Raw genomic sequence first — 21,623 nt, 5'->3', positions numbered from 1 at the left:
TTTATGAAATCCTTCTTCCCAAAACCAACATTTAAAGTTGATGATATAATTTCTTATGCAGAATTAGTTGCTGCAGAAAATGCAAACGTGCAAAAGGGAATGAACTTTCAGATCAAGCCGGAGTATTCGATCTTTCTAATGTCTGTGCGTAAAAACGCACCTTACGCAGACGAGTGGGACAAAGCAACAAACACTCTCATATATGAAGGTCACGATGCACCAAGCAACTTAGCTAAAGAACCAAAAGAGGTAGATCAACCTTTAACAACACCCAAAGGAACATTAACGGAGAATGGAAAATTTTTTACTGCGGCTCAATCCTACAAAATGAGATTAATAGAAGAGCCACACAAAATAAAAGTCTATGAAAAAATAAAAGACGGTATTTGGTGTTACAAAGGTTTCTTCAATCTTGTAGACGCAAAAATTGTAAACACAGGCGTAAGAAATGTTTTTAAGTTTTACCTCTCCCCTGTTCAATTCATCACAAAGAGAAAAGAAATTTCACTTCCGCATTCAAGATTAATTCCCACAACAGTCAAGCTGGAAGTTTGGGCAAGAGACAAAGGACAGTGTGTTCTCTGCGGCTCAAGAGAAAATTTACACTTTGATCACGATCTTCCCTACTCAAAAGGTGGGACGAGTTTAACTGCTGAAAACGTACGCATACTTTGTATGAAACATAATTTGAAGAAGTCGGACAAGATTCTAAGCTTTCCGCCAATATTCCTTTCCTAGAATTGCGCCTGGTTATAATTCTTATTTTGGATAGTTATACGTTCCAAGCCAGGAATATGCTTTTTTTAATTTGCCTTTATTCAAAATTTCTTTAACAAATTCCAGATTGTTTAAATCCGTACCACCCCAAAAACCTCCCGTTTCATAACAAATTAATTCTTCGGATTTAATCTTTTCAAGATATTCGTTCGCCTTCTTCACCCATCCTTCAAAAGTTACCAGCTCTTTGTGATCATACTGCATATGTCTGTGTTCACCACCAAAGCCAACTACAAAATCTTCATAGTCTCCCCAGGCTGTCGAGACCCACATGGTAGGATTTCCCGGATAAGGAGACGGCCACTCAATCGTGAATCTTTCTTCCCATTCTTTCTCATTCTCAGCAAGAGCTAACCAATCAGGAAATTGCTTATAGATTTCGAACAAAATATCTTTTGAGTGCTGATCCAGTTTATCGAAATTTAGCTTTGAACCTGATCTGAAAATCTCTTTCTCAAGAGGAATAAGGTTTCTCTCGGGGAAAAGTTCTGATGCAGAAAATACTTCTTCATCTGCTTGTATTCTGCAATCGTAGTCTTTTGCATAATTCAGGAAAAATAGTTTTGCTGCTTCTCTTACACTTTCAGCAACGATATACTCAATATCTGGCTTTCCATTATAAACATCACCAACAAAGTGGACTATGTATCTGCGCTTTTCTTTCTCTAACAAAGTATGATATCCTTTAATAAGTGAATGACTGGAAGCGATAATATAAAAAATAGAATATTAAAATGTCATTAGTATGTAAAATCAAATCGTACGCGGCAAAATTTCAAATAGCAGGACAAAACGCTTTCTTTCCCGCCGATATTTCCCTCATAGATTTCTGCTTCCGCAGGAATGACAACTTGCAAATAAGATATCAAGCTTCCCGCCAATTTTCTTTTCGTAGATTCCGGATTCCCGCAAGACGGGACAGGCGGAGTTCGGAATGACAAGACAATGAGTATTTTTCTTTCTTAGATATAAACCATTGAAATGGTTTTTACAGATATGGATTTCGTTAGCCCACGACTTAAGTCGTGGGTTAATAAGATTAGAATGAATTTATTAACCGTTTCTCCGAAGGAGTCCTTTGGACAACGGTTTTTGATTTATTTGGCTGGATTATTTTTACGTTTATAGATTTGATACCTTGCATAGAAATTGTCCAGCTCAGATTGATTTTTACTATCTCCTCCGTAACCCAGTTCATTATTTCCAAAATAATCACAGGCGGCTCTTATACTCCATCTCTGGCCTGCTCTTTCTCTTCTTTCCAGTTCTTTATCAATTTTCTGAAAGACTTTTAATTCGTTTAACGCTTGATTTTCTTCATCCGTAACCTTTCCCCCGCGCTGACTCCTTTTTCTCAAATCCTCTAATTTCCGCAGCATAAATTTTGCATCAGTATTCTTGCTTAACGAAGTAAGTGTATGCTGATAATCAAACACCAGGAATAAATCATACATAGCGGAATAAAAAAACTCGTTCAGTTCCAGACTAATATCTTTACCTTTCAATCCTTTCTCCGGGCCCAATGATTTTAGATGAACGAATAAATCGTAAAATAGTTTTTGTTTGATGTTTTGCAGTACCAGGTCGGCAAAATCATTTTTTACATCATCGGTTTTTTTCGTTGTCCTCGGTACGGCCATATTGTTCCATAATTTGCCGAACTCAATCTGGAAAGCCTCGGCTGCTTTACTCCAATTAATTTTTTGCGCTATAGCAATGAATGCTTTTTGATCTGTCTGATCGAGAAAAGCGATAAACTGGTCTCTTAAATTTTCGGCCAGTGCTTTATTCATTTCTAAAAGTATTTGTCTTGCTACATCACTCATAATTCTACCGGTAATAATATTACTATTCCTGGTAATGTTACAAGCAATTTTTCAAGATTATTATTAACCGCCTCCGAAAATATTTCGAATGGGAATTAAAAACGGCATTTCTCTAACTGCTAAAAATGTTACGAAGTTTTTTTCTCGCCGGCACTCCCGTCTTAGATTCTTCTCCGCCAGTGGCGGATCAGAATGACGGACCGGGAGATTCCGGATTCCGTCTTCTCCGGCAACTGCCGGATTCGCCGGACAAGTAAGATTTTAAGTTTCCCGCCAGTGTTCCTTTCATAGACTCCAAGTCTTCGCCAGTTATAATCGTGTGGGTTCAATCTTTTTTACTTTTCTATGACAACTTTTTTGTTTTGTTTTCATATTTTCACATTAAAATAATAGCAAGGTGATTGAATGAAACAGTTCCTGTTACAAAGTATCTTAAACATTTCTTTATGTATTTTTATATATCCACAAGCCACGACTGAAAAATTGCCAGAAAATATTGCATCAGAGTATATGGCTGCGGTGGAATCCGGAGATTGGAATTATATTGCTTCATTAATGCACCCAGAGGCTAAGGCTTCAATTCGCGGTTTCATGGAGGTTATTCCTGACGCAGAGGAATCTCAAAAAGCATTTAAAATGATTTGGAGTGTAAACAACAAAGAACAGGCAGAAGCATTATCAGACGAGGAGATTTTTGCAAGATTTATGAGGTTCGCTGATCAAGCCAAAGGATTAAGTGAAAGTATGGAGAACACTGAAACTGAAATTTTAGGAAAAATATTTGAGGGAGAGGACACCTGCCACGTACTCTGCAGGATTGAAACAACGGTGAAAGGTGTACCGTTTCGTACTATCGAGGTGATATCTATGACAAAGTTATCATCTGGCTGGGGTATATTATTAAAAGGTGATTTAGCTGTTATGATCGCAGCTTTAAAAGAGAAATTTTCATATAAGGAAAATTAAATTAAGAGGAAAGTATGAATAAAATATTCTTGTGTTTTATAGTCTTGAATTGCCCAATAACAATCTTTTGCCAGCCGGAAATTCCTACGCGTGCAACAGATGATACAACCTACTTTATAGCAGTCGAAGTAATGCCAGAACCAATCGGCGGCATTACGGAAATATCGTCCAGGCTTTATTATACTAAAGAAGCACAGAAGAATAATATCGAGGGGAAGGTATATGTGCTTGCATATGTAAATGAAGAAGGCGCTGTCGACAGCACAAAGATTTTGCAGGGACTTGGTTACGGATTAGATGAAATTGCTGGTGATGCTGTACTTCAGACTAAATTTACAAAAGCAAAACAAGATGGTGTTCCTGTCAAAGTTGAGGTTGCAATACCTATAATCTTTAAACTGGACTGATATACAAAAATTATTCGGCGAGCAGGCCTTCAGAAGTCATATCCGTCTTCTCCAGCAACTGCCGGATTCGCTGGGGTAAACAATCCGGGATAGCTCAGGCATGATCTGGGCGGGCGAACGTTAGCAGATAAATTTTTCTTTTGCGGCTTTGTTAATTATGATTCAATCATTGTATATAAAACCCGGCAGAGAAAAATCCTACCCAATGCTTTAGTGAGAAAGGAGCGGTTATTCCCATCTTTGTTCCTTTAACGGGAAGCACACCTTCGGTCCAGGTATCTGAATACTTAAACAATTCACCCAGCAGTATTTTGCCGGATTTGTTTACAACCTTGTTAACTGTAAGCAAACCAAACACAACTGAATATTTTCCGCACCAGAGAGGACAGTCTTTACTGTAACCAGCTTCTGGCCAGAGTTCATTTGAAAGAGTTTTTAATTTTTCTTTAGCCACAACTCCATTAATATTCTGTCCGATAATTCTTTGATCATTAGCGGTGGCAACGTTGTGAGCCATTTCATTCATTCCATAGGGATGATTGTCAAAATCCTCACCGTAATGGTTAGCGTCGTTTGATATCAGGAAGAAAATATCTTCGTTCAATTTTAAATTATTCTCTTTTACATAATCCAAAATTACTTCTGCAACCTGTGCACTTAATGAATCCATTTTGTCAAATGACATTGCCGTTATCATTATCGGGGTTATTTTCACATCAATATTGTAATGCTGAAGGAATGGAATCAGTCCCTCTATTGAATGTTCTAAACTGTGCGCTTTATTACTTACCATATAATTTTGTGAATCCAGCTTCTGAATTAATTTATCCCTTAATGAAGAGATTGCCACATCCTTATACGGCCCCTTCCATTTGTCAAAATCATCAAAAATAATAATGTTCTTCGGGTCACCAATTTCTTTTCGTACTGTACCATGAGTAACACCAAAGATCACAACCTCTTTAGCTTTAATAAGTTTATAAAGCGGATAATAAATTTTCCCCGCGTAAAGGTAATCGTCGTGCGGGGAGATTCCAGCTATCAGATTTTTGGACTCAATCTTTTCGTCCGGACAATTTTTATCTAACCATTTAATGAACAAGTTGAATTGATCGCCTTGCCAGCAATAACCTACATCATCACGGACCGGGCGGATTTCCTGCGGATAGATTGAACCTATGCTCAACAAAATGAGCACGGGTAGAGAAGAAAGTTTTATAAGTTCTTTCATTGCTTTAAAGATTTGTTAGTGGCTGTTCTAAAATAATAAAATGAATGTTTCTACACTTACATACCGGGAGAGTCAATGAAAATAAATAATATTAAAAATAGCTCGTGAAGGCGAGAGGTTACTTTGCGGAGTTTATCCCGAGAGTAACGATGGACTCGCAATGACAAAACCAGGAAGACAGTTTTATCGAAACGTTTAATATTAAGGTAAATAATCTTCTCTCACAGGAGAGAAAACTTCGATGACAACCGAGTCTTCGTGTACAATTACACCATGCTCAACATTGCCGGGGATATTCCAGCTGTCTCCTGCCTCAGCTTCGTAGTCTTTACCATCAAGTGTAAAAGTCATTCTTCCGGAAACCAGGTAACCTGTTTGTTCGTGCGGATGTTTGTGAATAGGGATTGAATAACCTTTTTGAAGATGGAACTCGCTGAGCAAAGTTTTGGCTCCGTATGTAAGTGCCTTGTATGTAACACCGTCAAGCGGCTGTCTGTAATTGCTTAAATTTTTTTTGTAGAACATACCTGTCTCCGATTAATTAACAAATTAAAATACGGACAAATGAAATCAGAAATCCGGACAGAAACAGCATTTTATTTACACCGGTATTTTTATAATAAAGGGAATAAGATTCTTTCGGTCGTTTCACTCCCTCAGGATGACAAGTTGGGTTTTGCTTAAGCTCAGATCAAGCGTAAGAAAATCTTCAGTTATCATTTTTCATTTTTGCAATCATTTGCTTTGCATTATCATTCCCGGGATCAAGCTGAAGAGATTTTTCATAGTTCTTTACAGCAAGTTCGCTATTGCCGCTGTTCATATATGCTTCTCCGAGACTATCCCACACATTCGAAGATCCAGGAAATTTTTCTGCATTAAAGGAGAAAATGGCAACTGCGATATCGTATTTTTTTTCACCAAGATACTGATAACCCAGAAAATTAAAATCTATTTCGCCGGCAAGGTTATTCTTTAACAATATATCCAGCGCATTGTAAACCTGTTCCTTGGCCGCGATATTATCGGTCTTATAAAGCTCTTCTGCTTTCTCAAGCCCGTTCCTGAATTCGATGAAATTATTCTCTGCGTCTGAAAGAATTCTCTGCTTATAATTTTCCGCTTCCGGTTTAGCCAGCTCTAACGCCTTATCCAACGCATCATCTGCGGGTACTTCAATATCCGGTTTTACGCCAACACCCTCCCAATTAGTTTTTGTAATTGGATTGATTGCTCTCCCCGTAGGAATAAAAACAGCAAGCCCGTTTCCTGCAGGAAACATTCCACCGGGATTAGCTCCTCCGCCCGTAACTTCGCCGATGATAGTTCCGCGTTTCTGTGTCTGGACATTATATGCAAACTCCTCTCCTCCGGAAAAAGTTTTATTGCTTGTAAGAACATAGACGGGAATATCGGACATTCTTTTGCCTTCAATTTTTTCATTCGTCCAGAATTCTTCCGTTCTATCCTGATCCCTCCAGTATAAATCGTTCAGGTGAGTCGGCTTATCGAAGAAATAGCTGAGAATAAATTTTATCATCTCCGGGCTTCCGCCATTATTTTTTCTTAAATCGAAAATCACCGCACTGGAATTTGAAATGAATTTCATTGAAGTAACAGCAACACCAAACGCTTCGGGTGCTTGGGAAAATCCTCTTAAATCTATGTAGCCAATACCGCCATCAAGCATTTCAACTTTTTTGAAACCAAAATTATTTTCCCGATTAAACATTTTGAACTTAAACTGCTGAAAAAGCTGATCTCCGGATTCATCCATTACCATCATCCCGCCTTCGGGTCTTACTCTCATATGCTTATCCTTACTTACGCTTTGCAGTTCTTTAGTCAGCATTTCCGAAAATTCTTTTTTATCTGAGATATTATCAAAGATGCCTTCTTCCAACCGGGCTTTAAGATGATCGCCACAATTTTTTCCCACATCCGGGAACACATAATGATCAATTAATAGTTGTGAAATATTATTAACAGCTTCTGTCTTTTGTTCGTCGGTGATTTCCTGTGCTTGCAGAATGATTGAAGAAGAAAAAAGTATAAAAAGAATAGCGGACGCTAATGGTTTTGTGAAGTAATTCATTGATGCTCCTTTTTTTATATAAAATTTATTGATGGGAAGGAAGATTGACAAAGTAATTTGTATGAAAGGTTTTATGATATGATGATGAATGGTATTCTACTTTTTATTTAGCTATTCGGGAAGGATAGATAGGTAGGTACGATCTAACTTCTCTTGATAAACCGGGATTAGCCAAACAAGTAAATTTGGGATGGTAATATCACTTTCTTCGACGTATCTTTATTGTTGAGAAATCATTCGCCCTGCTGCACGGTGAAGAGCAGCAGGGTGCAAGAAAAACAATAGTTAGCAGGGTATGTTGAAATAATGAAGTATCTCGCAGTAGTCAAATCCGAGGGATACCATAAGGTCTATGATTTCCTGGATTCCCAGGCTTAAATGATTTCTTAATACGCTTAATATTTCATCAATGCTGTAGCCCGTGTTATATAGAGCAGTAACTATCTGTTGTACAGTAAAGTTGTAAATATTCTTAAGCACATCGGCAGATTTTTCAGCATTAGCATTCAGAGTTTTCAAAAGAGCAATTGTTTCTTCGGCAGAATAATTAAAATGTTCTTTTAAAAGAGCGGCAACTTCTTCAAAGGTGTAATTTAGATTAATCAGCTCTGCGGCGATCTGGCTTACCTGGAAGTTCAGTTCTTCAAGCAGTGCTGACGCCTGAAAAACAGTAAGGTTGTATAGTTCTTTGAGCACGTCCAATGCTTCATTAACAGGATAACCGTTTTCAACAAGGAACTGCATTACTTCGGCTGCTGTCCGGTTATAAATTGATTTTAGCACTCCAGCGATTTCGGCAGCGGTGAGTTCTGCATTAAGCATAATTTCTTTAATATCTTCCTCGGTCAAAGAAAAATGATTTTTCAAGAGTCTTATGATTTCCGTAACATCTGCGCCGGGACCTTTTAGAATCTCAAGTATTTCCGCAGGCAGCTTGTCATAAAGATCTTTGAGAATTACTAATCTGCTTTCGAGCCCTTCTACCTTTTGTATAAAATATTTAAGATCGGCGGTTTTTAATTTTAGTTCTGCTGTGTACTCTGCAAGAATTAATTCTTCGACCTCAGAAACGGTTTTGTTGTTAAGTATTTCTATTAATATTGGCTCAGCCAGTCTTGGATTGTAATCGTAAGCAAGATGAATTGCTTCGGTCACATCACCAGCTGAGTAACCGGCGCTGTATAACGATTTCAGCAAAATATTGTCTTCAAAAGAAAATTCTCTTTTGATTGTTTTAGCGGCTTCAACAACATCCACCCCCTGCTTATAAAGTTCTACCGATTTGCTGTTAAGTTTTTCATTCTCCGGTATATTTGGATTGGTTGGTGCTTCGTCCTCACTGCATCCGGAAAGCAAGAAAATTAAAAACAATGCGGTTAACAAGCTAACATATTTCATTTTTGTACTCCTTTTATTTGTGAAACTTGTTCAAAATCTATGCAACGGCGGGAGTGATTATGTCATAAAGTTATCAGAATAATGTAAAAGGATTGTAATTTTTTGGAAGGGAAGACTTATTGATGTCAGCACAATTATTTGTTCGCAAAAAGAGTGAGTCCTGTTTAAAGTTTATATCAATAAAAATCAAAACGTTTTTAATTCTTATTGAAAATTTTTAGCTTAATTGCCGGTTGTCAATTATTAATTAAAACTATAAATATTATGAAAAAGCATTTAACAGTTTCATTAACCTTATTAGCTCTTTGCTTAATCAGTCCGCCGTCGCTTCCGCAAAACTGCGAATATAGCTGGTCGGCACAAACTTCGGGAACAACAAGAATTTTATATACCTGCAAAGCCGTTAATGAACTTGTATGCTGGACAGCAGGCGCAAATGCTACGGTGCTGCGCACCACAAATGGCGGAGTAAACTGGCTTAATGCTAACCCCAATCCCGGAATAATTGCTGGTGATATTCGTAATATGGAAGCGATCGATGAAACTACCGCACTGGTTACTACAGAAAGTCAGACAAGCACTGCTGTTTACAAAACAACAGACGGTGGCGATTCGTGGTTTCAGGTTTATTCAAACAACGAGGGATTCATAAAAGGAATCAGAATGATTGATTCGTTGAACGGCATTGCAGTGGGCAGTCCTATTTCCAACATCTGGAATGTTTTGTTAACAACTGATGGCGGGAACACCTGGCAGCCTTCCCAAAACCAACCACCGGCTAACAATATTCACCAGGCAGTTCACAATTCTTTCCAGGTCTCTATGCCGAATATTTACTGGGGAACGAGTTTTACATCCATCTTCCGTTCTACCGACGGAGGATTAACATACAGCGAGCATGAAACAACTGGTGCAGGTATTTATATTTTCGCACTATTTATTAATTCCAGCGGTATCGGTCTGGCAGCAGCAACTGCAATGAGCAGATCAACGGATGGAGGAGTAACCTTCCAATCTCACTCCGTACCCGGCGCTGGAAACATAAATGGAATAGAAAGTGCCGGTAATAATTTTTGGTATATCCGTGGAGAAAAAATATTTCACAGCACCGATGATGGAATAAGCTGGACAGATGAATATACTGCTACGTTAACTTTAACTCATATGGATTTCCCGGATAATTTAACTGGATGTCAGATGGGCTGGGCTGTTGGATATGGAGGGACTATTCATAAAATGACAAGCAGCGGAGTTACATCCGTGGATAGTCAAGATAAACTACCGGAGATATACGAACTCGCGCAAAACTATCCTAATCCATTTAACCCGTGCACCGTAATCAGTTATCAGATGCCGGTAAACGGTAAGGTCACATTAAAGGTTTATGATGTTCTTGGCAATGAAATCGTTGTGCTCGTTGATGAATACAAACCCGCAGGTAGTTATGAGGTTAATTTTGACGGGACAAAACTTTCGAGCGGTGTTTACATATACAAGTTCGAAACTGATTTGTTTATTCAAACTAAAAAGATGATACTGGCAAAATAAAAACTATTTTACTTGCTTGACTTTTATCTTCACTGGAATAAATTAAAGCTATAAAAGATAAATTTTGATTTAAAGATTATTTCTATGGGGGCATTAAGATGAAAAAGATAGCCAGTCTGATATTATTTTTAATCCTTGCATCAACTCACAATCTGTTTTGCCAGATAAACATTGGCGACACTCTCCTGTTCTGGTCAACTGCATATATTGACTGGCAGCCCAGCCCGCCAATTGAACAAAGAATGATAAATGCCGTATGCAAATCTATTGGGAATGAATGTTATGTGTTCATTGATATTGAAGTATATAATCCGCCGACTGAACAGCAGATAAATTCACTCGTAAATAATTTTGATACGGATTTTGTTCCGAACCTTACCTCTCTTTATGGACCGGTGCCCGATGAGTTCGATAACGATCCAAGAATTTATATTCTTATTATTCCGAACGAAGGCTGGACTGGATATTTTGATCCAGCTCATCAGATGGCAGACTCATTCGTCTGGCAGACCTGGACAAAGCACAGCAATCAAAAGGAAATGATATACATTACACCTGATGCTTTTCCCTACTCTGCCGATTTAGTTCTTGCACACGAATTCGGGCATATGCTGCATTGGGGAAGAGATCATTCGCCGGAGCCTCCCGGAAATCCTGTTAAGTATTGGGAAGATGCATGGATTGATGAGGGATTTGCTACATTCGCTCCGGTTTACTTACTGGAAGATATTAATCAGCAAGATGTTTATGATAACCAGGCTTTTTTTTCATACAATCCTGATTTAAGCCTTATATATTTTACCGGCGGAGCCAGTTACAACCAGGTAAAGCTGTGGATGATTTTTATGTGGGAACATTTTGGAAACGAAAATTTTATAAGCACACTGATAAATGATCAGGCAAATGGTATTGAGGGTGTTGTTAACACTCTTAACTCTCTGAATTATGAGGAAACTTTTGACGAGACTTTTGAGCAATGGATAATTGCAAATTATCTTGATAATAAAAATTACCTCGGAGGTAAATACGGTTACTTTCACTATAATTTCCCGGCTTGCTTAATTTCGGCAGCTCACAGTCAGTTCCCAACAGGAATTAAGACCGGCTCAATAAGTTCATATGCTGCTGACTATATTCAGTTTTCTTCAAGCACGCCTCGCGATATTTCTATTCATTTTAACGGAGCTGATACCTCCAAATTCAGGCTAGCATTTCTAAAACTTGGAACATCAAATTCACAAATTTACTCGGTTGAATCAATGCTGCCGGATTCCATTAGCTCTGCCAGTTTTTACTTTGATTCGCTTGGTGCGATCATTAAAAAGATTATCATGGTTGTAATGAATATTGATGTATCGATGGGTGAAAATCAATTTGCGTCATATACATACAGCGCAGAAAGCACTCTTGAAGTTGAGCCTGGAAAGGACCATTTATTCGATTACGTTTTATACCAGAATTATCCTAACCCATTTAACCCAAATACGGTAATCAGTTATCAGTTACCGATAAACGGTAAGGTCACATTAAAGGTTTATGATGTTCTTGGCAATGAAATCGCTGTACTCGTTGATGAATACAAACCCGCAGGAAATTATGAAGTTGAGTTCAACACGAGCAGTCATTCCGGCTTGTCCGGAATCAGGGAATTACCAAGCGGGATATATTTTTATAAACTGCAGGCGGGTAGCTTTGTTGAATCAAAGAAGATGGTGCTATTGAAATAATGTTTTAACCTTGAGTTATAATACTTTGGCTAAGTGACCGAACGGGTCATATAGAAGGTTATAAAAAATATTATTAAGTTTTCGGCATCATAAACAGATTGAATGAAACAATATGAACCCGCTGATCTTATTTCGGATTTCAGTTTTGTCAGCAATTTTACTAATTGGATTGTTTAATTGTAAACTGACTGCACAAATAAAATCTTCAGATTTTCTTGTAAATAGTAATACAAACTTATATTCTTCCGATCAGCCCTTTGCGTCTTACTGGTTCCCGCTGGAAATTCTAAGCTGGACTCCCGCAACAGATCCTGATGCACCTTACAATCGTTCGGGGGTTTCATTGAAAAATAAGTATGTTGATAGCATCACTGTCGTAAATTCTAACGCAAGAGTAAACGAAGCAAAGGTAAATCCGTTATCAGCATTTGCACCAACGAGCGATAATCCTTCTCAGGGTTCTTTAAATGTCAACTATTATTCTTTCAGTTACTGGCAGTATGTTGACCTGTTGGTTTTCTGGGGTGGATCTGCTGGTGAAGGAATTATACTCGCACCAAACCCGACACTTATAGATGCCGCGCATAGAAACGGAGTGAAAATTTTAGGAAACGTTTTCTTTCCGCCAACAGTTTACGGCGGACAATTCCAGTGGGTGAATGATTTTCTTCAGAAGGATGGGAACACATTTCCGGTTGCAGATAAATTAATTGAAGCTGCTGAGTATTATGGATTCGATGGATGGTTCATCAATCAGGAAACAGCTGGGGGAAATTCACAGACAGCTGCAAATATGAGAGACTTCATGATCTACTTCCAGGAATATTCCAATCTTGAAATTGAATGGTACGACGCAATGACTGAAAGCGGTGTTGTATCATGGCAGAACCAGCTTAACTCGCAGAACGATTGGTATTTTCAGTGGGGTGATACACTAGTTTCTGAAACGATGTTTTTAAACTTCTGGTGGAATTCTACAGGGTTGAATAATTCCAGAACTCTGGCTCAAAGTTTAGGAAGAAGTGAATATGAGTTATTCGCAGGAATAGATGTTGAAGCCAACGGTTACAATTCAAGCATCAACTGGTCTGCACCGTTCCCCGTCGGACTTCCGCATGTAACATCGCTCGGAATTTATCGACCCGATTGGTGTTATAATTCATCAGCAAGTCTTGCAGATTATTACAACCGCTCAAGCATTTTCTGGGTGGGATGGAATCACGATCCGAGCAACACTACTACTGCCAATAGCTGGAAAGGAATTGCCAACTACATTCCGGCTTTCACACCAATAACTGAAATTCCTTTCGCAACAAATTTCTGCACCGGACAGGGATATGATTTTTACATCAACGGAGAGAAGTTATCGTATCCTGAATTATCAACAACAGGATGGAATAATCTTTCGCTGCAGGATGTACTGCCAACGTGGCGATGGATTGTGCAGAGCAGCGGAACAAAACTCACTCCATCATTTGATTTTACAGATGCTTATTACGGAGGCAACTGTTTGAATATTTCAGGAGAACTAACCAGTGACAATCTTATAAAACTTTATAAAGCAAACTGTCTTATCTCTTCAGATTCAAAAATTGATATCGCATTCAAAACAGGAAGTGTCGGATCAACCAATATGCAAGTCGGTTTAGCTTTTGAAGGTGACCCATCAACCTTTACTTACTTTGATGTCGGAAATACAGCCTCGGCGGATTGGAATTTAAAAACGATAGACATTGGTTCTTACAGCGGACAAAAAATTTCTGTGATTGCACTCTTTTTCGCCGGCGGATTCGGAAGTAATTATGAAATGAAAGTTGGTAAGTTAAGTATCTATAATGGCTCAATAGATATTCCGAATCCGCCAGCAAATCTTTTTGTTGAAAATAAAGTTGATGAGCAGGAATTTGTAACTCTAAGATTGAGATGGAATCATTCAACAAGTGAAGTTTACTATTATAATATTTTTAGAAGAAACCAGGATAACTCAATTACTTATCTCGGAGGAACAGCAAACAACGCTTATTTCGTTCCTTATGTAAAATACGAACCGGGAGATAGTGTGGTTACGATTTTAGTTCAGACAGTAGGTGACGAGTTTGGTGAATCTTCCTTTGCAGAAACCACGTTTGAATGGTTTTCTCCCCCAGGAATTGCCACTAATCCTTCACCGGAAAATGGTGACACAATACTGGTCCGTAATCCTACTCTTGGATGGACACCGGGAAATGGCGCATCTTCATTTGATATTTATCTCGGAACAACAAACCCGCCATCATTTCTCGAAAGCACAAGTTCAAATTCTTTTCAAACAGCGATACTAAATTCAAACACAATTTATTACTGGCGAATCGATTGTAAAAATCAATACTATACAACTGAAGGAGATGTCTGGACTTTTACAACCGGATTTTCTATTGCAGATACAAACGGTTACGCACTTCAGTTTGATGGAACTGATGACCGCCTTGATTGCGGCAATGGAAGTTCGTTACAGATAACCGGAAATAAAATTACACTTGAAGCCTGGATTAACATAAATGAGTTTAAAAGTCAGCCGTTTGCCGGAAGTGTAATTGTAAAAGATCAGGGATCAAATAGTTCCGGTTATATGATTCGCTGCGGAGGAAACGGAGTAATCAATTTTAACATTGGCAACGGCAGCTGGCATGAAATTAATACTCCAGCAAATTCTGTTCAGTTGAACAGCTGGCATCATGTTTCGGCAACTTACAATGGAATCGCGATGAAAATTTATGTTGATGGAGAACTGTCGGCGCAATTGAATAGCATATTTACAATCGGTAATGCTAATAACAGCAATCTGCTTATTGGTGAATCTCCGGGTTTTCCAGGAAGAGTCTTCAACGGAAAAATAGATGAGGTGCGTGTTTGGAATGTTGCGCGTTCTCAGTCTCAGATTCAAAATACAATGAATACGATTTTAACTCCAGAGTATTACTCAACACCCGATAGCGGACTTGCTGGTTACTGGAGATTAGATGAGGGCATCGGACAAACTGCAGAGGATTTATCATTTTATTCAAATACTGCAACACTCGGCACGACACCAAATCCTGATGCAAATGATCCGTCATGGGCTCAAGCAAATATTTTGATAGTAAATGTCGAGGATGAAAGTAAAAATAAATTTGTTCCGGCTGAAGTTAGTTTGTCACAGAATTATCCGAATCCATTTAACCCAAGTACTGTAATCAGTTATCGGTTACCTGTGAACGGTACTGTTACGCTTAAAGTTTATGATATTCTGGGAAATGAAATAGCAATATTAGTGAATGAATTTAAGCCCGCAGGAGCTTATGAAATTAGTTTTGATGCATCGGAACTTTCGAGCGGAATATATTTCTATCAGCTGAAAGCCGGAGAATTTGTTCAATCAAGGAAGATGATACTATTGAAGTGATCGATTGAAAAACAACTCTCCGTTTTTCATCACAAGCTTTCTTGATCCATCGGCAAAAACAGCTTCGATTGTTGGTCTGTGAAATAAATAATCCCTGTGAACTTTTGAATTATTATTTCCTCCACCCTGAAAGTCAGCATTATTACCAAAAGCAATATGAGCTGTGCGAATTGCCTTTTCATCTTCAAGCATATTCCCTGTTATACGCGCACCAGGATTGACCCCGATCCCCAGCTCACCAATTACCATTGCATCCTCATCAACTGATTGAAGTGAGGTAATTCTTTTTATCAGTTTATCGTCTTCGCTTTCAAATTTTATTATCCTTCCTTTGCTCAAGTAAACTTTTAAAGGGTGCTCCAGCACACCAATATCTCCTATGCTTGCATCGAAAATGATTAGCCCGTCAGCACCTGTTTCAAGTGGTGCACAATACACTTCGCCGCAAGGTAAGTTGCAATCCCCACCCGGTTCTACACCTATATCTTCAATAAAAATTCTGCCCTCAATTCCCAGCATTAGATCAGTTCCTTTTTTCGTTGTTATGTGTAGACGTGCGGCTCCATTGAGTATATTAATAATTTTCCCGGCAGTTAATTTCATCTCCCCGAAATCAACATTAACAGAATTCAGCATCATCTCTTCGTTAATGCCGGGCATATGTCCGAGCTTAGCCAGCTTATTTTCTTTTACTTTGAATATCCATTTAATACGGAAAGCTATTTCTTCGGGGAATGCTTTTATTATGTTCAACACAATTGTTTTACCGGGCAGCATTTTTTCAAGTGCCAAAGGAATTTCCGTCAGGGGCCGTTCATTATTTTTTATTTCGTAGTCATTTACAGCACATCCCTTTTTTACCAATACATCTCTAAAAGCATCAGCTACCGTTGAAGTATAGCTGTCAGTAAGAATTAGAACTTTGTCATCGGTAGAAATTTTGAACAGATGTTCAAGTGCCCCGGATGCGGCAGATATCATCTCGTTCATTTTATTCATAATCGTTCCCCTAAAAAATTATCTCTTAATCTTGTAAAAATATACAAAGAATATCCCTGTTTTGGTTCACCCGAGCAACTATCAATGTACAATACATTAGTTTGCAGTCTGAGTTATTTAGCGTAACTTTGGCCGGTTGATTTCTAAAATATGCCTTCATTCTTACATATCTGATAGCACTTTTTTACAAATCTAATTTATTAACCCGCTGTAAAGACATTTCTGTTCTGATTAGACCGTGAAATAGTTTTCTTACGGCAAATTAAACAGAAAGTTTTATGTCATTCGAAAAATTGAATCTCATTAAGCCGTTATTAACGGCACTCACTACTGAAGGTTACACAATACCGACACCAATACAAGTACAGGCGATTCCTGTAATACTGGAAAGAAAGGATCTCATCGGCTGTGCGCAAACCGGAACCGGCAAAACCGCAGCATTCGCCATCCCCATACTTCAGTTACTAAGTGCGGAAAAACCTTCACATCACAAAAGAAGAATAATTAAGTCTTTGATACTTACTCCGACAAGAGAGTTGGCCGTTCAGATTGGCGAGAGCTTTGATGCTTATGGAAGACATGCCGGCTTAAAGAAGGCTGTTGTGTTCGGTGGAGTTTCTCAAAGAGCACAAACAATGAAGCTTAGAGAAGGAGTCGATATTCTGATTGCTACACCGGGAAGGCTTCTAGATCTCATCAACCAAGGGCATATTAGACTGGACAATATTAAAATATTTGTGCTCGATGAAGCTGACCGTATGCTCGATATGGGTTTTATAAATGATGTTAAGAAGATAATTGAAAAGTTGCCCGAGAAAAGACAGTCCCTGTTATTCTCAGCAACAATGCCGACGGAAATTATAAAGCTCGCAAATACAATTTTAACTCATCCGGTAATGATTGAGGTTTCACCGGAATCAAAAACGGTTGAATCTGTTAAGCAGGGAGTTTACTTTGTTCAAAAGACTGAGAAAAAGAAACTGCTTCTATATATTCTTAAAAACGAAAGCATCCCATCAGCAATTGTATTTACAAGAACAAAGCGTGGTGCGGACATAATTACTAAATTATTAAATGATGCCGGTATTCACACCGATTCTATTCACGGGAACAAATCGCAGCAGGCAAGACAGCGTGCACTTACTAACTTCAAATCGAATAAAACAAAAGTGCTTGTTGCAACAGACATAGCAGCACGCGGAATTGATATCGATAGATTGTCGCACGTATTTAATTATGATATTCCTGAATTTGCCGAGGCTTATGTTCACCGTATCGGGCGTACAGCAAGAGCGGGTTTGGGAGGAACTGCACTTTCATTCTGTGATCCAGAAGAAATTTCATATTTAAGCGCAATCAACAAACTCATCAAACAGCCTATTTCAGTTATAGATGACCATCCTTATAAATTGGTTGATATTAAAGCTGGTGAGAATCCGGCTGATCAAAATAAATTTGTAAGAAGGAAAGGATCTTTCGGATTTGGAAGGGGCGGTAGAAACCGTTCCGGAAGAAGCTTCCGAAAGTTTAAAGCAAAAAGTTGAACTCATTTGATGTCACGACAACAGTCGTGACATCTTTAACCCTATTTAACTAAACTTTGCCTGTTTTTTTCTTCCTGCTTTGCTCTTTTAGCTGCTTTCTTTTCTGCTTTTGATCGTTGCGGTTTTTTCTTTGCATCTTTTTTCTGGATCAGTTCTTTACTCATTGCTTTTTCTCCTATTATTAGATTCTGTTTTTTTAACAACCTAAAACTACCTAATAATTTCCAAATTTACTTTTAACTCAGTTTAAAAAAGTACGGATGGTGCGGGTTGGAATATGTACTAAGGAAAGTGTCAAAGAATGAAAAAGGAACCATAGCTTTTGGGTAGGTTTACTTTACACTTATTAAAGATGAGATTAGTTAGCAGAATTAAATTCTGTTTCCATTTATTCCATTCTAATTTCTTTCAATTCAAATTCAATTGTTCCATATCCAAGAATATCCCTTACAAATCCCATTATTCCTCCGCCTTCAATAATTACTTTTGCTTTGATTAGTCCGATACCTTCTACATACCATTCAGTTACTCTATTTTTGAGATTGGAGGAACCTTCAACAAGAGATTCTATTCTCACGGCTTCGAATATTCCTGCATCAGTAGAAAGGAACTCATTTCCTATAACCTTACCAGTAACCATTACTTTATTCGTTTCGCCATCTGAATATTCATCTCCTTCCCATTGCCACTCCTTGCCTGAAAATAAAGGCAGCGGAAATCGTAACAAGGGTTTTCCATAAGTGGATTTTGCTTCTTTATTAATGAATAAAAATATTTTTACGAACTGGTATGTTTCTATTACATAAATACCATCCGTTTTTATTATTAAAGCTTGCCTGTACTTGAAGTCATCAGCTTCGCTGGAACTAATGGTAAATTCACCTTCCTGAAAATATTTTGTTACGGTCTCACCAAATGAGGAATTATAAACCAATGTTATTTTGTCATTGGAAGGAAAGTATGAGGCTGCTTTCTTTTCTGTTAATGAGGGATTACTATCGGCAGCAAATATCAAAAGAAATGGTATGATAAATATAACAACGATTTTCATGTTCCTTGTGTTTTCACTTAAACAAACCGCATCATAATAAATAGAAAAAGAACGACACTAATAACGCTATAGAACCAATATGATAATTTCATTCGGAATAGTTTACAACTTTCGCTTCGTTCATATTTAGCCTGTTCTGATTGTAAACCTCTTCTCCGTATTTGTCTATATAACCAATCTGTTGATTTGTAAGTTCGATCACAAAATCCGAGTGTTTGTAAAAGTGTATAAACATTGCAGAGAGACTTATACCCCATTCAATTGCTTTTGGATTTTTGATAAGAACAGTAAAAAACATTTTCCAGAATGACCTCCCAGTTATTCTATTAAATCCAACTTTTCTAAGAATCCTTGAAAAAGATCTCAGGTTTTTCAAGATCTTTTTAAAATTATATTTATGTTTATTAGTTACTTTTAGATTAAGACAGGTGCGGATTATTCTTTCATAATAATTTTCAGGATTATATATATAACTTAAAACATCAACGAAATCCCTTAAAATATTTATTCTCGGTCTCAGAGTTATAAAATTCAAACCACTTGAAGCCTGGTCAATTTGAGTTGTCGTATCAGTAAAAATAGAAGATTCTTCAAACAATCTTCCTTCCAATGCCAATCTTTTAGTCAATTTTGTGTTGGGCAAAGCATACATTAGACCAAGCATTGCTACGCATATTCCTGTATCCTGTATAAACTCATTCATCCTTTTTGCTGTTTGACCGTTTTCATTATCAAAGCCGATAATAAATCCTGCATTGACTACCATTCCATATGAACTGATTTTCTTTGTTGCTTCAACAATTGATCTATTCATATTTGTTTTCTTGTTTGCTTTTTCTAATACTTCATCTTCGGGAGTTTCAAGTCCGGTAAATACAAGCCGAAAATCAACGTCACTCATCAATTGCAGAAGTTCGTCATCATCTGCTAGATTGATAGAAGCTTCAGTTCCAAAGTAGAAGGGATATTTATTTTTTTTAGACCAAACTTTTATAGCCCGCAAGGTTTCTTTTACCTGCTTTTTGTTCCCGATAAAATTATCATCAACGATATCTATATGTCCTCTGTAATTCAGGTCATACAAAGCTTGAAGTTCTTTGACCATCTGTTCGGGTGTTTTAGAGCGCGGCTTTCTGCCATACAATTCTATTATGTCACAAAATTCACAATTAAAGGGACAACCTCGTGTAAATTGAATATTTAGATGTATGTAGTTGTTAAACTTTATCAGATCAAATCTTGGAACAACAGCATTGGTCATATCAGCAAAATCTTCTGATACATATTCACCGCTTTTACATCCTTTCCCCAGATCATCCAAAAACATTGGTATTGTAATCTCACCTTCTCCTAATACAAGGTAATCAGCAGATTGATACAGGTGCGGCTGAGATGTTGGATCGGGTCCACCAACTACGACAGGTTTATTTTTTTGGTGAGATAAATTAATGATATCCAGTATACCAATTTGCTGCGGTAACATTCCACCTGTAAAAACAATATCGGCCCATTCAAAATGTTCATCCAGAAGAGGTTCGACATTAGTATCAATTAATTTTATTTCCCATTCGTCGGGCAGAAGTGCAGCGACTGTCATTAGGCCAAGTGGTGCTGCCTGATATTTCGCACCGACTATCTTACTTACTTCAACAAAGTTCCAAAAACTATATGGTGAAAATTTCGGATGTATTAAAAGACACCTGGTACTTTTTTGCAATAACTTTATCATAGGTATAACTATATTTTTATATAAAAATAATTACGCTGTTCAGATTCCGTTCGTCCTTATTCGCTGCTATAAAAAGATATTAAAACAATTGACACAAAAAATGAATCTAAAGAATAGAAAAGGGATTAATCCTTTTGAAGGATATGAATCTGGAAAATTAATTGTTTATTGTTGAAATACTTTTTGCAATTGTCTTCAGAGTCTCACCTGTGTAAGAATAGTTTGCAATTTCCAGGCGTGTGTGTAAAGCAAGCTTTTCCATAATATTGTGGATATGACTTTTTACAGTATACGTCGACACATGAATTTTTTGTGCTATTTCTTTGTTAGTCAAACCCCCACCAAGTAATACTATGACCTCACGTTCTCTCGCAGTCATACGGACTGCTTTCTTAAGTTTAGTTTTACCTTCCCTAACTGCATGATCAACTATCTGGGAAAAAAGCGAGTCAACCAGCGGCGGGGGAAGAACGGTTGATCCTTCTGCTACTGTTCGTATTGTAATTAGAAAGTCATTGAGCGATGCATCTTTCAGGATGAAACCATTTGCCCCGGCTTTTACGAACTGCAGGATATCTGCTTGAACAGGGGCGAGATCCATAATAATGATTTTAGCATCTGGAAAATCTTTTTTAACAATTTCCACGACGTGCAGACTGTTCTGGCTCCTCAAGCCCAGATCAAGAAGAATTACATTTGGCTTCAGCTCTTTTATTTTGACAAGGGTGTGCTTCCCATCTCCCGAAGCAGCAATTATAACAATATCTTTGTGTGCTTTAAGAATTGAATTTATTCCATCCCGCAGTAATTTGTTATCTTCAATAAGTAGTAATCTAATCTTTTTCATGATTGATTTCTCAAGTATTAATCTTTAGTAAATTGAGATTGATTATCTGTTCATATT

Annotated in this window: 17 protein-coding genes; 7 read left to right on the top strand and 10 right to left on the bottom strand. The window is 37.8% G+C overall.

What is annotated here, in order from left to right:
* Positions 1-3 precede the first annotated feature (3 nt).
* Complete coding sequence (locus IPM14_01700; GenBank protein ID MBK9096837.1) at positions 4-738, top strand: HNH endonuclease; 735 nt, start codon at positions 4-6, stop codon at positions 736-738.
* A gap of 21 nt (positions 739-759) precedes the next feature.
* Here the strand turns inward: IPM14_01700 and IPM14_01695 are convergent, their stop codons facing one another.
* Together IPM14_01695 and IPM14_01690 are read right to left on the bottom strand one after the other, a co-directional pair.
* Positions 760-1,449, bottom strand: coding sequence for a hypothetical protein (locus IPM14_01695; GenBank protein MBK9096836.1), 690 nt, complete (start codon positions 1,447-1,449; stop codon positions 760-762).
* A gap of 425 nt (positions 1,450-1,874) precedes the next feature.
* Positions 1,875-2,603 carry a hypothetical protein gene (locus IPM14_01690; protein ID MBK9096835.1) on the bottom strand — a complete coding sequence of 243 codons (729 nt, stop codon included), beginning with the start codon at positions 2,601-2,603 and terminating at the stop codon, positions 1,875-1,877.
* 405 nt (positions 2,604-3,008) lie between these two features.
* Between IPM14_01690 and IPM14_01685 the strand changes: the two genes are divergently transcribed.
* Together IPM14_01685 and IPM14_01680 are read left to right on the top strand one after the other, a co-directional pair.
* On the top strand, positions 3,009-3,569 hold the full coding sequence (locus tag IPM14_01685; protein MBK9096834.1) for a hypothetical protein: 561 nt from the start codon (positions 3,009-3,011) through the stop codon (positions 3,567-3,569).
* A 14-nt stretch (positions 3,570-3,583) separates the two neighbouring features.
* Complete coding sequence (locus IPM14_01680; protein MBK9096833.1) at positions 3,584-3,976, top strand: energy transducer TonB; 393 nt, start codon at positions 3,584-3,586, stop codon at positions 3,974-3,976.
* Positions 3,977-4,142: 166 nt separating this feature from the next.
* Here the strand turns inward: IPM14_01680 and amrB are convergent, their stop codons facing one another.
* From amrB to IPM14_01660, 4 genes are all read right to left on the bottom strand, one after another.
* Positions 4,143-5,207 carry an AmmeMemoRadiSam system protein B gene (gene amrB, locus IPM14_01675; protein ID MBK9096832.1) on the bottom strand — a complete coding sequence of 355 codons (1,065 nt, stop codon included), beginning with the start codon at positions 5,205-5,207 and terminating at the stop codon, positions 4,143-4,145.
* A 201-nt stretch (positions 5,208-5,408) separates the two neighbouring features.
* Positions 5,409-5,732: a cupin domain-containing protein gene (locus IPM14_01670; GenBank protein MBK9096831.1), complete on the bottom strand. Its 324-nt coding sequence runs from the start codon at positions 5,730-5,732 to the stop codon at positions 5,409-5,411.
* 184 nt (positions 5,733-5,916) lie between these two features.
* Entirely contained in the window at positions 5,917-7,302 is a 1,386-nt protein-coding gene (locus tag IPM14_01665) for a tetratricopeptide repeat protein (protein ID MBK9096830.1), read from the bottom strand.
* 285 nt (positions 7,303-7,587) lie between these two features.
* Complete coding sequence (locus IPM14_01660; protein MBK9096829.1) at positions 7,588-8,700, bottom strand: hypothetical protein; 1,113 nt, start codon at positions 8,698-8,700, stop codon at positions 7,588-7,590.
* Between the two features lie 264 nt (positions 8,701-8,964).
* On the opposite strand from IPM14_01660, the gene IPM14_01655 reads away from it, so the two are divergent.
* From IPM14_01655 to IPM14_01645, 3 genes are all read left to right on the top strand, one after another.
* The gene (locus tag IPM14_01655; GenBank protein ID MBK9096828.1) at positions 8,965-10,248 is read left to right on the top strand and encodes a T9SS type A sorting domain-containing protein; all 1,284 of its coding nucleotides are present in this window, start codon (positions 8,965-8,967) and stop codon (positions 10,246-10,248) included.
* A gap of 1,259 nt (positions 10,249-11,507) precedes the next feature.
* Positions 11,508-11,975 (top strand): T9SS type A sorting domain-containing protein, encoded by a 468-nt coding sequence (locus IPM14_01650; GenBank protein MBK9096827.1) that lies wholly within the window; start codon positions 11,508-11,510, stop codon positions 11,973-11,975.
* Between the two features lie 145 nt (positions 11,976-12,120).
* Positions 12,121-15,396 (top strand): T9SS type A sorting domain-containing protein, encoded by a 3,276-nt coding sequence (locus IPM14_01645; protein MBK9096826.1) that lies wholly within the window; start codon positions 12,121-12,123, stop codon positions 15,394-15,396.
* Here IPM14_01645 and IPM14_01640 read toward each other — a convergent pair.
* Positions 15,385-16,395, bottom strand: a complete 1,011-nt coding sequence (locus tag IPM14_01640; protein MBK9096825.1) for an aminopeptidase — start codon at positions 16,393-16,395, stop codon at positions 15,385-15,387. The two genes, IPM14_01645 and IPM14_01640, sit on opposite strands and share 12 nt — an antisense overlap.
* A 278-nt stretch (positions 16,396-16,673) precedes the next feature.
* Between IPM14_01640 and IPM14_01635 the strand changes: the two genes are divergently transcribed.
* Entirely contained in the window at positions 16,674-17,939 is a 1,266-nt protein-coding gene (locus IPM14_01635; GenBank protein MBK9096824.1) for a DEAD/DEAH box helicase, read from the top strand.
* A 388-nt stretch (positions 17,940-18,327) separates the two neighbouring features.
* On the opposite strand, the gene IPM14_01630 is transcribed toward IPM14_01635, so the two are convergent.
* The 3 genes from IPM14_01630 to IPM14_01620 form a co-directional block, all read right to left on the bottom strand.
* Positions 18,328-18,990, bottom strand: a complete 663-nt coding sequence (locus IPM14_01630; protein MBK9096823.1) for a hypothetical protein — start codon at positions 18,988-18,990, stop codon at positions 18,328-18,330.
* An 88-nt stretch (positions 18,991-19,078) separates the two neighbouring features.
* Complete coding sequence (locus IPM14_01625; protein ID MBK9096822.1) at positions 19,079-20,719, bottom strand: B12-binding domain-containing radical SAM protein; 1,641 nt, start codon at positions 20,717-20,719, stop codon at positions 19,079-19,081.
* Positions 20,720-20,876: 157 nt separating this feature from the next.
* Entirely contained in the window at positions 20,877-21,566 is a 690-nt protein-coding gene (locus tag IPM14_01620; protein MBK9096821.1) for a response regulator transcription factor, read from the bottom strand.
* Positions 21,567-21,623 lie beyond the last annotated feature (57 nt).

The sequence above is a fragment of the bacterium genome (genome assembly GCA_016716565.1).
In the GTDB taxonomy this organism is placed as follows: domain Bacteria; phylum Bacteroidota; class Ignavibacteria; order Ignavibacteriales; family Ignavibacteriaceae; genus IGN2.
This window is presented reverse-complemented; position numbering and strand designations above follow the sequence as displayed.

What these genes read in the sequence shown, in the direction of transcription:
- IPM14_01650 (MBK9096827.1), top strand. Translation starts at nt 11,508, where the DNA reads ATGCTGCCGGATTCCATTAGCTCTGCCAGTTTTTACTTTGATTCGCTT.
- IPM14_01670 (MBK9096831.1), bottom strand. Translation starts at nt 5,732, where the DNA reads ATGTTCTACAAAAAAAATTTAAGCAATTACAGACAGCCGCTTGACGGT.
- IPM14_01620 (MBK9096821.1), bottom strand. Translation starts at nt 21,566, where the DNA reads ATGAAAAAGATTAGATTACTACTTATTGAAGATAACAAATTACTGCGG.
- IPM14_01685 (MBK9096834.1), top strand. Translation starts at nt 3,009, where the DNA reads ATGAAACAGTTCCTGTTACAAAGTATCTTAAACATTTCTTTATGTATT.
- IPM14_01700 (MBK9096837.1), top strand. Translation starts at nt 4, where the DNA reads ATGAAATCCTTCTTCCCAAAACCAACATTTAAAGTTGATGATATAATT.
- IPM14_01630 (MBK9096823.1), bottom strand. Translation starts at nt 18,990, where the DNA reads ATGAAAATCGTTGTTATATTTATCATACCATTTCTTTTGATATTTGCT.
- IPM14_01690 (MBK9096835.1), bottom strand. Translation starts at nt 2,603, where the DNA reads ATGAGTGATGTAGCAAGACAAATACTTTTAGAAATGAATAAAGCACTG.
- IPM14_01625 (MBK9096822.1), bottom strand. Translation starts at nt 20,719, where the DNA reads ATGATAAAGTTATTGCAAAAAAGTACCAGGTGTCTTTTAATACATCCG.
- amrB (MBK9096832.1), bottom strand. Translation starts at nt 5,207, where the DNA reads ATGAAAGAACTTATAAAACTTTCTTCTCTACCCGTGCTCATTTTGTTG.
- IPM14_01660 (MBK9096829.1), bottom strand. Translation starts at nt 8,700, where the DNA reads ATGAAATATGTTAGCTTGTTAACCGCATTGTTTTTAATTTTCTTGCTT.
- IPM14_01655 (MBK9096828.1), top strand. Translation starts at nt 8,965, where the DNA reads ATGAAAAAGCATTTAACAGTTTCATTAACCTTATTAGCTCTTTGCTTA.
- IPM14_01680 (MBK9096833.1), top strand. Translation starts at nt 3,584, where the DNA reads ATGAATAAAATATTCTTGTGTTTTATAGTCTTGAATTGCCCAATAACA.
- IPM14_01640 (MBK9096825.1), bottom strand. Translation starts at nt 16,395, where the DNA reads ATGAATAAAATGAACGAGATGATATCTGCCGCATCCGGGGCACTTGAA.
- IPM14_01635 (MBK9096824.1), top strand. Translation starts at nt 16,674, where the DNA reads ATGTCATTCGAAAAATTGAATCTCATTAAGCCGTTATTAACGGCACTC.
- IPM14_01665 (MBK9096830.1), bottom strand. Translation starts at nt 7,302, where the DNA reads ATGAATTACTTCACAAAACCATTAGCGTCCGCTATTCTTTTTATACTT.